The organism is Pseudomonas sp. PDM18 (assembly GCF_014852585.1).
Taxonomy (GTDB): Bacteria; Pseudomonadota; Gammaproteobacteria; order Pseudomonadales; family Pseudomonadaceae; genus Pseudomonas.
Map to the genome: position 1 here is coordinate 310,102 of NZ_JACVBX010000002.1, position 14,460 is coordinate 324,561.

General features: G+C 62.8%; 11 protein-coding genes and 3 tRNA genes. 13 read left to right on the forward strand and 1 reads right to left on the reverse strand.

What is annotated here, in order from left to right; all coding sequences use genetic code 11:
- The first annotated feature begins 4 nt into the window (after positions 1-4).
- The 12 genes from IB274_RS06295 to IB274_RS06350 all read left to right on the forward strand — a co-directional run bounded on the left by IB274_RS06295 (position 5) and on the right by IB274_RS06350 (position 13,073).
- Positions 5-1,318 (forward strand): hypothetical protein, encoded by a 1,314-nt coding sequence (locus tag IB274_RS06295; protein WP_318652859.1) that lies wholly within the window; start codon positions 5-7, stop codon positions 1,316-1,318.
- A gap of 14 nt (positions 1,319-1,332) precedes the next feature.
- Positions 1,333-2,331, forward strand: a complete 999-nt coding sequence (locus IB274_RS06300) for an HAD family hydrolase (protein ID WP_192431167.1) — start codon at positions 1,333-1,335, stop codon at positions 2,329-2,331.
- Between the two features lie 110 nt (positions 2,332-2,441).
- Positions 2,442-4,016, forward strand: a complete 1,575-nt coding sequence (locus IB274_RS06305; protein WP_192431168.1) for an arylsulfatase — start codon at positions 2,442-2,444, stop codon at positions 4,014-4,016.
- 124 nt (positions 4,017-4,140) lie between these two features.
- Entirely contained in the window at positions 4,141-6,651 is a 2,511-nt protein-coding gene (locus tag IB274_RS06310) for a fused MFS/spermidine synthase (protein ID WP_225614704.1), read from the forward strand.
- Positions 6,652-6,796: 145 nt separating this feature from the next.
- Positions 6,797-8,770: a BCCT family transporter gene (locus IB274_RS06315; RefSeq protein ID WP_192431170.1), complete on the forward strand. Its 1,974-nt coding sequence runs from the start codon at positions 6,797-6,799 to the stop codon at positions 8,768-8,770.
- Positions 8,771-9,010: 240 nt separating this feature from the next.
- Complete coding sequence (locus IB274_RS06320) at positions 9,011-9,274, forward strand: hypothetical protein (RefSeq protein WP_225614705.1); 264 nt, start codon at positions 9,011-9,013, stop codon at positions 9,272-9,274.
- A gap of 235 nt (positions 9,275-9,509) precedes the next feature.
- Complete coding sequence (uvrY, locus tag IB274_RS06325; protein ID WP_192431171.1) at positions 9,510-10,154, forward strand: UvrY/SirA/GacA family response regulator transcription factor; 645 nt, start codon at positions 9,510-9,512, stop codon at positions 10,152-10,154.
- A gap of 2 nt (positions 10,155-10,156) precedes the next feature.
- Positions 10,157-11,983 carry an excinuclease ABC subunit UvrC gene (gene uvrC, locus IB274_RS06330; RefSeq protein WP_192431172.1) on the forward strand — a complete coding sequence of 609 codons (1,827 nt, stop codon included), beginning with the start codon at positions 10,157-10,159 and terminating at the stop codon, positions 11,981-11,983.
- Between the two features lie 33 nt (positions 11,984-12,016).
- Positions 12,017-12,577, forward strand: a complete 561-nt coding sequence (gene pgsA / locus IB274_RS06335; protein ID WP_192431173.1) for a CDP-diacylglycerol--glycerol-3-phosphate 3-phosphatidyltransferase — start codon at positions 12,017-12,019, stop codon at positions 12,575-12,577.
- Between the two features lie 68 nt (positions 12,578-12,645).
- Positions 12,646-12,721 (forward strand) — tRNA-Gly (locus IB274_RS06340).
- A gap of 35 nt (positions 12,722-12,756) precedes the next feature.
- Positions 12,757-12,830 (forward strand) — tRNA-Cys (locus IB274_RS06345).
- Positions 12,831-12,987: 157 nt separating this feature from the next.
- Positions 12,988-13,073: transfer RNA gene (locus IB274_RS06350), tRNA-Leu, on the forward strand.
- 104 nt (positions 13,074-13,177) lie between these two features.
- On the opposite strand, the gene IB274_RS06355 is transcribed toward IB274_RS06350, so the two are convergent.
- Complete coding sequence (locus IB274_RS06355) at positions 13,178-13,543, reverse strand: DUF3509 domain-containing protein (protein WP_192431174.1); 366 nt, start codon at positions 13,541-13,543, stop codon at positions 13,178-13,180.
- Positions 13,544-14,042: 499 nt separating this feature from the next.
- Here IB274_RS06355 and IB274_RS06360 point away from each other — a divergent pair, with 499 nt between their 5' ends.
- The gene (locus tag IB274_RS06360) at positions 14,043-14,408 is read left to right on the forward strand and encodes a LexA family protein (RefSeq protein WP_192431175.1); all 366 of its coding nucleotides are present in this window, start codon (positions 14,043-14,045) and stop codon (positions 14,406-14,408) included.
- Positions 14,409-14,460: the final 52 nt, after the last annotated feature.

Sequence of the window (14,460 nt, forward strand, 5' to 3'; positions counted from 1 at the left end):
GCGCGTGTTGGCAATCCTGCTGCTGTGCCTGCCGTTGCTCGGCTTCGGCGCAGAACCCGAGGTAAAGGTTCGCGCCCAGCTGCTGCCGGGGGATTCGGTGATGGTGGGCGGCACGCTCAACCTGCAGCTCGACCTGCTGGTGGACACCTGGTTCAGCCAGCCGCCGCAATTGCCGCCGCTCAAACTGGTCGACGCAGTGGTCTCCGAGCCGGCCAGCGAGGCCACGCACCTCACCGAGAAGATCGGCGGCAAGACCTTCTTTGGTCTGCGCTTCCATTACCAGATCACTCCACAGTCGGCGCGCGCTTTCGCTATCCCGCCGCTGGATATTCAGGTGCAGCCGGGGCAGGGCAGTGGTCCGGTGCAGGTGCACAGCCAGGCGCTGCACTTCACGGCACGCCAGCCCGCCGGCGCAGGTAGCGAATCGGCGCAGCGCCTGGTGGCGAGCCGGGTGACCATCAGCCAGGAACTCACGAAGTCCCATGAACCGCTGCGTGTGGGCGACAGCGTGACGCGCAAGGTGCACGTCCGCGCCGAGGGCGCACAGGCGATGCTGATTCCCGCACCGGCATTCACCGACGTCGATGGCCTGCGCCGCTACCTGCAAGCACCGACCGTGCAGCCCCTGAGCGATGGGCGTGGCGGAGTGCTGGGCGGCGAACGAATGGACGCGGTGACCTATGTGGTCACCCGCGCCGGCGACTTCCAGCTTCCTGCCATCGAGTTGCCCTGGTGGTCGGCGGACAGCGGCGAAGAACATTCGGCCTCCGCCCCCGCATTGAAGCTGTCGGCCAACGGGTCGGCTGTCTATGAAGCGCCTTTCTCGATCAGTGACGATCTGCGCGAACTGGGCCGCCGGGCGCAGGTGCGTATCGCCAGCCACTGGCTGGCATTGGCCGTCGCGCTGATGCTACTGGCGGCGTTTGCCTATGTGCTGCGCACCTGGGGTGGACCGTTGCGGGTAGCCGTGCTGGGCGCTGTCGAACGCCGCCGCCAGGCCTGGTGGGAGTCGCCTGCATACGCTTGGCGACAGGTCCGCCAGCAGCTCGATGGCGACCCGCCACAGGTGGGGGCGCTGTATCTGTGGCTTCGTCGGACGAACGGTTGTCGTGAAATGAGTGCAGCGATTCCTGAACGCTCCGTCAAATCCGTCAATCCTTTGCTAGCGTTTCTCAGGGGCCGTTATGGGCGCCCGGGCGCGCAGCCCGGCGCGGAGCCGGGGCAACTGATCCAGGCATTGCCGGACATCCGCCGGGAGCTGGGCACGAGCGAGCCGACGAGCTTGCCGGCCCATGCCCTCAAACCTTTGAATCCGTGATCCAAGGATGTGACATGCATTCGACACTCGCTCAACCGCTGGCCCGCTGGATGCTCCTGCTGCTCCTGGGCATGCCGCTCCTGGTCCGCGCGGCAGACGCATTGCCGGCATGGAACGACGGCCCCTCGCGAGAGGCCATCGTCGCCTTTGTCGAAGCGGTGACCCAGCAGGGCGGCAAGGACTTCGTGCCGCCGGCCGAGCGCATCGCCGTGTTCGACAATGACGGCACGCTGTGGAGCGAGCAGCCGATGTATTTCCAGGTGCTCTTCGCCCTGGACGAAGTGAAACGGCAGGCGCCGCAACACCCGGAATGGAAAGAGAAACAGCCGTTCAAGGCAGTGCTCGAGGGGGACCACAAGGCCCTGGCCGACAGCGGCATGCAGGGCATCCTGGAGATAGTCGCCGCCACCCATGCGGGCGTCAGCACCGAGGAGTTCATTGCCAATGCCCGCCGCTGGCTGGCCAGCGCCCGGCATCCGCGCAGCCACAAGCCCTACACCGAGATGGTGTTCCAGCCGATGCTGGAGCTGCTGGGTTACCTGCGTGCCAATGGCTTCAAGACCTACATCGTTTCCGGCGGCGAGGTGGCATTCATGCGCGCCTTCGCCGAAGAGGTCTACGGCATTCCGCCCGAACAGGTGATCGGCACCACGCTGGGCAGTCGCTTCGAGGATCGAGACGGTCAGCTTTCCATCCAGCGCCTGCCCAAGCTGCTGCACAACGACGACGGCCCCGGCAAGCCGGAGAGCATCGACAGCATCATTGGCCGTCGGCCGATCCTGGCCTTCGGCAACTCCGACGGCGACCTGCAGATGCTGCAATGGACCACCGCGGGCAAAGGGCTGCGCTTTGCCGGCCTGGTGCACCATACCGATGAAAAACGCGAGTGGGCCTACGATCGGCAGAGCAAGGTCGGGCGCCTGGACAATGCGCTCGACATGGCCAAGAGCAAGGACTGGGTAGTAGTGGACATGGCAAGGGAGTGGAAGCGGATCTATCCGTTCGACCAATAGCAAGCCAGCAAGCAAAACCGCAGGGACACGGGGATTTCCAGCCAGGTAGTCGGCATCTCCAGTGAACGCAGTCGTGGCAAACGACCAGTAACTGGAATGGAGAAATACCAATGAAGCGCACGGGAAGATGGATATCGCGGTTCGCCCTGGCGGCGACGGCGATAATGGGATGCTCGGTTGCCAGTGCGGCGGACAAGCCGAACATCCTGGTGATATTCGGCGACGATATCGGCCAGACCAACATCAGTGCCTACGCCTTCGGCGTGGTCGGCTACCAGACGCCGAACATCGACCGCATCGCCAAGGAAGGCATGATGTTCACCGACTATTACGCGGAGAACAGCTGCACCGCAGGCCGCTCCACCTTCATTACCGGCCAGTCGATCCTGCGCACCGGCCTTTCGAAGGTGGGTATGCCGGGCGTTCCGGTTGGCCTGCAGGACCGCGATGTCACTATTGCCCAGGCGCTCAAGGCTCACGGTTACGCCACCGGCCAATTCGGCAAGAACCACCTGGGCGACAAGGACGAGTACCTGCCGACCAAGCATGGCTTCGACGAGTTCTTCGGCAACCTGTATCACCTCAACGCCGAGGAAGAGCCCGAGCGCCCTTACTGGCCCAAGGATGACCCGGACTTCGTCAAGGCTGCCTCACCGCGCGGGGTGATCCACTCCACCGCCGATGGCAAGATCGAGGACACCGGCGCCCTGACCAGCAAACGCATGGAAACCATCGACGACGATACCACCCAGGCCGCGATCAACTTCATGGACAAACAGGTGAAGGCGGACAAGCCGTTCTTCGTCTGGATGAACACCACTCGCATGCACGCCTTCACCCACGTCCGCGAGTCCATGCAGGGGCAGAGCGGCATGCCGGGCAACGACTACGCCGACGGCATGCTCGAGCACGACGGCGACGTCGGCAAGCTGCTCAAGGCGGTGGATGACCTGAAGATCGCCGACAACACCATCGTCGTCTACACCACCGATAACGGGCCGAACCAGTGGTCCTGGCCGGATGCGGCAACCACCCCGTTCCGTAACGAGAAGAACTCCAACTGGGAGGGCGCCTACCGGGTGCCGGCGATGATCCGCTGGCCGAACCACATCAAGCCGGGCAGCGTCTCCACGCAGATGTTCTCCGGGCTGGACTGGTTCCCAACCCTGCTGGCTGCGATTGGCGACACCGACATCAAGGAGCGTCTGCTCAAGGGTGCCGACGTAGGTGGCAAGAGCTACAAGGTGCACCTGGACGGCTACAACCAGCTCGATTACCTGACCGGCAAGACCGACAAGAGCGCGCGCAAGGAGTTCTACTACTTCAACGACGAGGCCGAGCTGGTGGGCATGCGCTTCGACAACTGGAAGATCGTCTGGTGCGAGCAGCGCGCCCCTGGCGGCCTGCAGGTCTGGAGCGAGCCCTTCACCTGCCTGCGCGTACCCAAGCTGTTCAACCTGCGCATGGACCCCTACGAGCGGGCGGACGTGGTCTCCGATCAGTACTACGACTGGCTGACCAAGAACGACTACCTGCTGTTCCAGGGCACACGCAAGGCGGCGGCCTTCCTGCAGACCTTTGTCGATTATCCGCCGAGCCAACGCCCGGCCAGCTTCAGCATCGACCAGATCCGCAAGGATGTGGATGCGAAGATCGAAGCGAAGATGAAGCAGGGCGCCAAGTAGTGAGTGGTAGCCGGGGCGCCTGTAACGAGGCGCCTTTCCCGTCCCCCGCGACAGCCTGGCTGTCGCGGGGGCTTTACTGTCAGACAAGGTTGTTTCGATGCCCTCAGCGGTCAGCTCGTCCCCGATGAACACCCGTCGCGTCAAACCGACCCAGTTGCGCTCGCAGCCAGGACTCGCAGCCTGGGTGCCGGCACTGCTGCTGTTCGCTTCGGGCGGGTCGGCGTTGATCTTTCAGGTGTTGTGGGTCAAGCAGCTCTCCCTGGTGGTGGGGGTGGAGGTGTATGCCGTCACCACCGCAATCAGTGCCTTCTTCGCCGGGCTGGCCCTGGGCGGGTTGGCTTTCGGCCGTCTCGCGGATCACCTGGAGCGACCACTGCGGCTGTACGCCGGTCTCGAGTTCCTGGTGGCGGTGCTGGCCGTAGCCGCCACCGTCGCGCTGGTCAATGCCGCCAGCGCCTTTGCTTTCCTGGAAGACGCCTTCGGCGCCCTGGCCTGGGCGTTGCCGTTCGTTCTGGTCGGCGTGCCGGCGTTCTTCATGGGCGGCACGCTACCGGTGCTGGTGCGCGCGCTGGAACCCGCCGAAGGCCAGATGGGCCGCGCCGGCGGTGGCCTGTATGCGGCCAACACCGCAGGCGCGATCGCCGGCACACTGCTGGCTGCCTTCGTGCTGTTGCCCTGGCTGGGTGTGCTGGGCAGCGCCTGTGCGGCGGGTGTGTTCAACCTGTTCGCTGCTGGCGGGGCATTGCTGATTCGCCAGCAGGCGGCACGGACCCAGACGCAGGATGCACCGGCAGCCGGCCCGCGCAGCAGCGCGGCACGCCTGGCCATAGCGCTTTACTGCGTTGCCGGTGGGGTTGCGCTGGGGTACGAGGTGGTCTGGACGCAATCCATCGTCCAGTTCATGAGCACTCGCACCTTCGCTTTCGCCGTGGTCCTGGCCACCTACCTCTGCGGGCTGGTACTGGGCAGCGCCCTGTATGCCCGGCGCGCCGACCGCATCCGTGATCCCTGGGGCCTGTTCGGTCTGCTCATCGCCGCGGCGGGGCTGCTGGCCATTGCGCAGATCGCAGGTCTCGGAACTTGGCTGATCGGCCTGCAGACCCGAGTCGAATGGCTGGTGATGCAAGTCGGCGGCAGCGAGCTGGCGGGGATGTGCGCGCGCTTCGCGGTAGCGGCGTTGTGTGTGGTGTTCCTGCCGACGACCCTGCTGGGCGCCGCTTTCCCCATCGCCCTCCGGCTGTCGGTTGATCGAAACCATGTGGGCCGCGATGTTGGCGTCGTGGTGGCGCTCAACACCCTGGGCGGCATCGTCGGGGTCATCCTGACCGGCTTCATTCTCGTCCCTGGGCTGGGGCTGGTGCGCACGCTGGCGGTGCTCGGGACGCTGGCCGCCGCCATCGGCCTGCTGGCCGTCTGGCGCGGCGAAGGTATGAGCAGGAGGCTGCGCATTGGCGTCGTCGCCGTGGCGGTGCTTGCCGTGGCAATCGGCGCCCTGACGCCGCCGCGGCACCTGGCCGAGCTGATGCCGGGGGCACGCAATGGGCGGATCGGCTTCTATGCCGAAGGCCGCGGCGGCACCGTGGCGGTCATCGAGCAGGGCAGGGGCGACAACCGCTTCAACCGCCTTTACATCCAGGGTGTCTCCAACACCGGCGATGCCATGCCGTCGCTGCGCTACATGCGCCTCCAGGCGCTGCTGCCGCTGCTGATTCACAATGGCGAGCCGCGCTCTGCGCTGGTGATCGGTTTCGGCACCGGCATCACTGCCGGCGCCATGCTGCGCTACCGTGACCTGCAGCATCCGGTGGTGGCCGAGTTGCTGCCCGAAGTGCTGGCCGCGGCGCCGAGCTTCAAGGGTAACTTCGACGCCATCCACGATCCGCGCCTGGACATCCGCCTGCGCGATGGTCGCCGCGAGCTGCTGCGCAGCGCCGAGCGTTACGACATGATCACCCTGGAGCCGCCGCCTCCCTCAGCCGCCGGGGTGGTCAACCTGTATTCCCGCGACTTCTACCAGTTGGCCGCTGCACGCCTGGAGGAGGGCGGGGTGGTCGCCCAGTGGCTGCCGCTGCCGACGCAGAACGACGAGGAAAGCCGCTCGCTGGTGCGCAGCTTCATCGACGTCTTCCCCTACGCGACGCTGTGGACTACCGAGTTCCACGAGATGCTGCTGGTGGGCTCGCCGCAGCCGCTGCACCTGGACGTGACGACCATCCGCCAGCGCTTCGAACAACCGGAAGTTGCCGCCGCGCTGGGGGAGGTGGGAGTCGATTCGGTCGAAGCGCTGCTGGCCACCTGGGTCACCGACCGGGCGGGACTGGAGCGTTACGCCGGCGATGCGCTGCCGGTGACGGACGATCACCCGCGCATCGAATACGCGCCCTGGGTTCGTCCGAAGGAGATTGCCCGCGTGCTGCCGACCCTGCTCGCCCTGCGCACGGCGCCCCCGCTTGAGAACGCCCTGCCATCGGTCCGGGCATCGGTCAACGATGGCTGGCGGAGGCTGCGACAGTTCTACGACCTCAGTCTGCACGCCTACCGAGGCGACCGCGAGGCCTGGGCGCGCGATGCTAGGCAGGTGGCTCTGGAGGATGGCGACAACCCCTACTATCGGTGGTTCCTGGGCGCTCCCTGAGTGCCTGAAACCTGCGGGTCACAACGCCGCCGCCGCAGGGGCGCGAGCGATCCATCGGACATGCCTTGGGCGAAATCCGGTTACCCTAGGCGACACCTGCGCCCGTCACTGGCGCCGGTCGATGCGTTACAGGAGATAACATTCGATGGAGACTTCTTCCCGCCCCCGCAGTACCCTCAATCCGCCGGTTTTCTATACCAGTGCCGTCCTGATCTTCATTCTGGTGCTCTACGCCGTGGCCTTCCAGGAGCAGGCCCAGGCGCAGTTCGAGAGGGTCCAGCAATGGATAGTTGTCAACGCCAGCTGGTTCTACATCCTCGCCGTGGCGCTGATTCTGATCAGCGTGGTGTTCCTCGCGATCAGCCGCTATGGCGATATCAAGCTCGGCCCCGACCACAGCGAGCCGGAGTACCGCAGCAGCAGCTGGTTCGCCATGCTGTTTTCCGCCGGCATGGGCATCGGCCTGATGTTCTTCGGTGTCGCCGAGCCGGTCATGCACTTCACCAGCCCGCCGGTGGGTGAGGCGGGTACCGTTGCTGCCGCGCGCGAGGCGATGAAGATCACCTTCTTTCACTGGGGGCTGCACGCCTGGGCGATATACGCCATCGTCGGCCTGATCCTGGCGTACTTCAGCTTCCGCAAGGGGTTGCCGCTGACCCTGCGTTCGGCGCTCTACCCGTTGATTGGTGAGCGCATCTATGGGCCTATCGGCCACGCCGTGGACGTCTTCGCCATCATTGGCACCGTGTTCGGCGTCGCCACGTCGCTAGGCTACGGGGTGTTACAGATCAACAGTGGTTTCCACCACCTGTTCGGCCTGCCGGTGAACTCCACCGTGCAAATCATCCTCATCACGGTTACCTGTGGCCTGGCCACGCTCTCGGTCGCCAGCGGCCTGGACAAGGGCATCCGCATCCTCTCCGAGCTGAACCTGGCGCTGGCCGTGATCCTCATGCTCTTCGTGCTGCTGCTCGGGCCGACCGTCTTCCTGCTGCAGACCTACGTGCAGAACACTGGCGCCTACCTGTCGGACATCGTCAACAAGACCTTCAACCTCTACGCCTATCAGCCGACCGACTGGATTGGTGGCTGGACCTTGCTCTACTGGGGCTGGTGGCTCTCCTGGTCGCCTTTCGTGGGCCTGTTCATCGCGCGCATCTCGCGCGGCAGGACAATCCGCGAATTCGTCTGCGGCGTGCTCTTCGTTCCGGCCGGCTTCACCCTGCTGTGGATGACGGTGTTCGGCGATTCCGCCATCCACATGATCCTCAATGAAGGCGTGCGTGACCTAGCGACCGTCGTCGACCAGGATAGCTCGCTGGCTCTCTTCGCCTTCCTGGAGCACTTCCCGCTGTCGGGGGTGATTTCCCTGGTGGCGGTGCTGATGGTGATAGTGTTCTTCGTGACATCCGCCGACTCCGGCGCACTGGTGGTGGATATGCTGGCCTCCTCGGGCCATTCGCATTCACCGCTGTGGCAACGTATTTTCTGGTCGGTGAGCATCGGTGTGGTCGCCGTGGCGCTGCTGTTGGCCAACGGCCTCAAAGCTTTGCAGACGGCGACCATCGCCAGCGCGCTCCCGTTCTCTGTCATCCTGCTGGCATCGATCTGGGGATTGTTCCGCGCGCTGAATCTGGACGCCACGCGACGCGGCCTGCGCAACCAGGCTTTGCCTGCACCGCGCCATGCACCCCATCACGAAGGCGGCTGGCAGCGCCGTCTGCGCAGCATCGCCATGAAGCCACGTCGCTCCCATGTCACCCGCTTCATCAGCGAAGTGGTCCGCCCGGCCTGCGAGGAAGTGGCGGCAGAACTGCGCAAGCAGGGTCAAGATGTCACCGTAGTGGAGTTGGATGATGGCCGTGTCAGCCTCGATCTCTCACCTTCAGGTGAGGCGCACTTCCGCTATGAGGTTCGCCCGCGAGCCTTTACCAGCCCGAGCTTCGTGATGCTCGACGACAGCGATGGCGGCGAGGCCCGCAAGTACTTCCGCGCCGAGGTGCACCTGCGCGAGGGTGGCCAGGATTACGACATCATGGGCTGGAGCCGGGACGACGTGATTGCCGACATCCTGGATCAGTACGAGCGGCATTTGCATTATCTGCATGTTGTGCGTTGACTCGTGTTTCCAGCCAGTGGCTACCGCAATGATTATTGCGCCGCAGACCGCCCTTATGTCTGTGCCCACTCAGTACGGGCCAGACCATAAGGCGCTGCTTTCCTCTTACGCATCGAACCCATGGAAATTGCGTTGCGCAAGTTGAACGGTGTCAGAAAAGTCGGTCATCCCGATAGATGATTCTGTAGGACGTTGATCCGCTCGGTTAAACTTCAAGTCCCTCTATCCGGAAAACCCTGAATGAACCAAGTCGAAGATCTCGAGCGGCAGATGCGCGAAGCGCTGGGCGTGGCTCCGAAGAAAGTGAAAACCACTCGAGAAGCCAGTAACCCCATGCGGGGCTATCTGATTGTCCTCAGCGTGCGGGCAGAAAGTGGGCCCGCGTTTCGTTTCGAGTATCGTTCGCGTTCGCTGAGCCGCACCGAGGCGATCCTCGAAGCAGAGAAGGCAGCGCGCGGCGCAGGCTACAAGCCGTGGGCCCTGCTGGATGCAGTCGAAGCCTGAATTCCACCTGTATTAGTCGATCCTCCCTGGCAGAGAACTCCCCGGTACGGCCGTCCTAGACGGCCCGGCAGGCATCTGTCAGCATCTATCCCGCCTGCGCTGCATTTCTCTGGCGCTTGCATTTTGGCGAACCGCTTCCAAGCTAGGTCGTAGAGCCGCTTTCTGTTAAGGTTCGACAATTGTTCGGAGTCTCTTTTCGGGGGCTCGCCATTCCATTCTGCTCAAGGGGTGCTGCGTGATTAAGGTGCTGGTGGTCGATGATCACGATCTGGTGCGCACCGGAATTACCCGCATGCTGGCTGATATCGACGGCCTGCAGGTCGTCGGGCAGGCCGACTCCGGTGAGCGTGGATTGCAGCTGGCGCGCGAGCTCAAGCCCGATGTTGTGCTGATGGACGTGAAGATGCCCGGCATCGGCGGCCTGGAAGCCACCCGAAAACTGCTGCGCAGCCAGCCCGACGTGCGCGTCGTGGTGGTGACGGTGTGCGAAGAGGATCCGTTCCCGACTCGCTTGATGCAGGCTGGCGCGGCCGGCTATCTCACCAAGGGTGCGGCCTTGGACGAGATGGTCCAGGCGATTCGCCAGGTGTTCGCCGGCCAACGTTATATCAGCCCGCAGATCGCCCAGAACCTTGCGCTGAAATCCTTCGAACCGGAAAGAAACGCATCACCGTTCGACATGCTATCCGAGCGCGAGATCCAGATCGCGCTGATGATTGCCAACTGCCACAAGGTGCAGAGCATCTCGGACAAGCTGTGTCTCTCGCCCAAGACCGTGAATACCTACCGCTACCGCATCTTCGAGAAGCTCTCGATCACCAGTGACGTCGAACTGGCGTTGCTGGCTGTCCGGCACGGCATGGTCGACGCCAGCAACTGATCATGGCGCAATTGTTCGATTCGGCGGCTTTCCTGGCCACCTGCAGTGGGCGGCCGGGCGTTTATCGCATGTTCGACGCCGAGGCCAAGTTGCTGTACGTCGGCAAGGCGAAGGATCTCAAGAAGCGCCTCTCCAGTTATTTCCGCAAGTCCGGCCTGGCCCCGAAGACGGCTGCCCTGGTGGCGAAGATCGCCCAGGTCGAAATGACCATCACCGCCAACGAGACCGAGGCGCTGCTGCTCGAGCAGACGTTGATCAAGGAATGGCGGCCGCCCTACAACATCCTGCTGCGCGACGATAAGTCGTATCCCTACGTCTTCCTGTCGAGCGAGGACCCTTTCCCGCGCCTGACCATCCATCGTGGTGCAAAGAAGGCCAAGGGGCGTTACTTCGGTCCGTACCCGAGCGCTGGCGCCATTCGCGAAAGCCTTGCGCTGCTGCAGAAGGCCTTCTTCGTGCGTCAGTGCGAGGACAGCTACTACCGCAATCGCACGCGTCCTTGTCTGCAGTACCAGATCAAACGCTGCAAGGCGCCTTGTGTCGGGCTGGTGAGCGAGGAGGAATACGCCGAAGACGTGCGCCACTCGATCATGTTCCTCGACGGGCGCAGCAATGTACTGGCGGAAGAGTTGTCCACCAGTATGGAGCAGGCGGCGATGCGCCTGGACTTCGAGAAGGCCGCGGAGCTGCGTGACCAGGTTCAGATCCTGCGCCGCGTGCAGGATCAGCAGAGCATGGAGTTCGGCACGGGCAACGTCGATGTTGTAGCAGCCATCGTCACTCCAGGTGGCGCCTGCGTGCACCTGATCAGCGTGCGCGGCGGGCGGGTCCTGGGCAGCAAGAACTTCTTCCCGCAGGTGGCGATCGAGGAGGAGGTAGGCGACGTTCTGCTGGCCTTCCTCGGGCAGTACTACCTCAGCCATCACGAGCGCGATCTCCCGAACGAGTTGATCGTCAACGCTGTGCACGAAGACTTCCCGATCCTGGCTTCGGCCATCGAGGAGTCCCGTGGCCGTCTGCTGGAAATCACCCCACGGGTCCGTGGCACTCGTGCGCGCTGGCAACAGCTGGCAGTGACCAACGCCGAGCAGGCGCTGGCCGCCCGCCTCGCGAACCGCCAGCACATGGCCGCGCGCTTCGAGGCGCTGGGAGAGGCACTGGATCTTCCCGAGCCGCCGCAGCGGCTCGAATGCTTCGACATCAGTCACTCCAGTGGCGAAGCGACTGTGGCCTCCTGCGTGGTCTTCGGCCCGGAAGGTGCGCTGAAGTCGGACTATCGCCGCTTTAATATCGAAGGCATCACCGGTGGTGACGATTACGCCGCGATGCACCAGGCGCTGACCCGCCGCTTCAGCCGCTTGAAGGAAGGCGAGGGCAAGATGCCTGACATTCTTCTGGTGGATGGCGGCAAAGGACAGCTGGCGATGGCCCAGGAAGTGCTTCAGGAACTGGCAGTGGTCGGGTTGACTTTGCTTGGCGTCGCCAAGGGTGTCACTCGCAAGCCTGGTCTGGAGACGCTGTACCTGAATGACGCCGAACATGAATTCACCTTGCCCGCTGACTCGCCCGCGCTGCACCTGATCCAGCAGATCCGCGACGAGGCACACCGTTTTGCGATCACTGGCCACCGTGCTCGGCGCGGCAAGGCTCGTCGCACCTCGACATTAGAAGACGTCGCTGGCGTCGGTCCCAAGCGCCGCCGTGACCTGCTCAAGCATTTCGGCGGGTTGCAGGAGCTGGGCAGAGCCAGTATCGATGAAATTGCCAAAGCCCCCGGTATCAGCAAAAAGCTGGCAGAGCAGATTTATGCTGCACTGCACAGCGAGTAGAATGCCGGCTCAACTCGCAGACCCTCCGACCCGATGAATATCCCGAACCTGCTCACACTGCTCCGCGTTCTGCTCATTCCGATCTTCATCCTGCTGTTCTATCTCCCGTTCCCGGCCAGCCACCTGGCTGCGAGCGCCGTGTTCGCCCTTGCCGCCGCCACTGACTGGCTGGATGGCTACCTGGCGCGTCGGCTGGGGCAGAGCACGCCCTTCGGCGCCTTCCTCGACCCGGTGGCTGACAAGCTGATGGTCGCCACTGCGCTGGTGCTGCTGGTGGAAGAGCACGCGAACCTCTGGCTGACGCTGCCGGCCGCCATCATCATTGGTCGCGAGATCGTGGTCTCGGCGCTGCGTGAGTGGATGGCGGAGATTGGGGCGAGGGCACATGTCGCCGTGTCCAGCCTGGGCAAGTGGAAGACCGCGGCCCAGATGGTGGCGCTGGTGATTCTCCTGGCCAACCCGCCGCTGATGACTTTCTGGGTACTGGTTGGCTATGCACTGCTGATTGTTGCCGCCATCCTCACCCTGTGGTCGATGCTGCACTATCTGGTAGCGGCCTGGCCTCACCTGAACACGACCCCAAAAGAGAAATAAGTATTTTTGAATCAAGGAGTTGACAGGCATTTCCAAATCGTTAGAATGGCGCCCGTCAACACGACAACGCGGGAATAGCTCAGTTGGTAGAGCACGACCTTGCCAAGGTCGGGGTCGCGAGTTCGAGTCTCGTTTCCCGCTCCAGATTTTGATGATTCGCTTTGAGTCATCCGTGTCATGGCTGAGTAGCAGAGTGGTTATGCACCGGATTGCAAATCCGTGAACGCCGGTTCGATTCCGACCTCAGCCTCCAATAGAAAAGCCCTGTAAATCGAAGATTTACAGGGCTTTTTCTTTAATAGCCCGCTGCAGGGATTGCGAGTTTCAGCAACTTGCGCAGGGGGAGTGGGGCTGTATATAGTCCAGCCCTTTCCGGGCTTGCACCTGGAAACACTGCAACGCGCGCTGCCGCCCGGATGGCGAAATCGGTAGACGCAGGAGACTTAAAATCTCTCGCCCTTTGGGCGTGCCGGTTCGAGTCCGGCTCCGGGCACCATCTTCGTCTTTCCCGATTCGTTGCAGATCGCATTTCCGAATCGAGGCGAGCACGTCAAAAAGTAGAAACCCGGCCAAGGCCGGGTTTTTTTATTTCTCGCCTATTCAGGCTCCGATATTGGCTATCGAGCGCAACTTCGCGCCAGCCTTTACGATGCGGCGCTGACGCAGCGGCCCGGCGCTCTCGTAGAAGTTCTGCAGCGGGACCTCTTCCTTGAAGTGGTCGGCATCGCGCTCCTGTAGCGGACCGTACTCAGTCGCGAGATCGCGGCGAATGCGGCTAACCAGGCTGGTCAGCAGCTCTTCATTGCGTTGCTCTTCCTGACGCACCACACGACAGGCGATGTGTTCGCCCGCATCTTTGCTCAGTGTCATGATCAGATTGCCGTCCGGTCGAGCCGTGAAGCTCACTTCGAAATCGGAGAAGACCTGGCAAAGGTATTGGGTGGCAGGCAGACGGTCGATTGGCATGGTGTCGTCCTCGGCAATGAATGGGAGATCCTTCTCCTTTCATTGCAGGGTGCATACCAATCTGGATTAAATAAAAAATAATTTAAAATCAAATACTTAGATTTTTATCCCGCCTCGCTTCTCGTGCATCTTGCATAGCGGGGTGCTAATGCCGTGGCATTTTGCACGGCTGGTGGTTTCAATGCGGGATTGGGTGGTGCCGCGAGGAATCGGCTTTCGCTTTGTGCTTGGGCTTCTGCAAGCGAGCCCGACGCATCGGTACGCGAAGGATGGCCCACAGCGTAACCACTGCCAGCAGGACCCAGCCGAAAATCATGAGCGTGACGAACGTGCCTGGATTCATATCGATATCCTCACCCCTCCCTAAGGGTAGTCCACCGTCATCGGTGCGCTGTCCTTTCGGTTGATCGGCATTTCTTCCTGGAGGTTCCATTCAATGGCTTGTCGAATCGACGGCTATCTGTTATCTGTATGGATATACAGTATTCGGAGAAGGTTCATGCAGCAAGCCATTCTGGAAGTCCGAGATGTCGTGCAGCCTGGCGGAGTCACCCGCGCTGCGTCTTTCCATACCTACATAGTCCGTGCATGTGGCGAAGGCATGACGCAGGCGGGTATTCACGACTGCGATCTGTTGTTGGTCGACCGCTCCGAGCTGGCGGCTCCCGGTCAGATTGTGGTGGCCGCACTGAACGGTGAGGCGCTTATCCGTCGCCTGGCTATTGTGGACGGTTCGTTCGCTCTGCAGGCAGCTAGCGATCTATATCCGACGCTGAAAGTCGAGGAGGGCGATGAGCTCTCAATATGGGGAGTGGTGCGCCAGCGGCTTTCCGGAAGCGACGTTGCGCAGGGCGCCAGAGCGTAGAGTTGGGGCGAGTTGGAGCAGGATGCTGACCATTTGCCAGTAACTTCGAGAA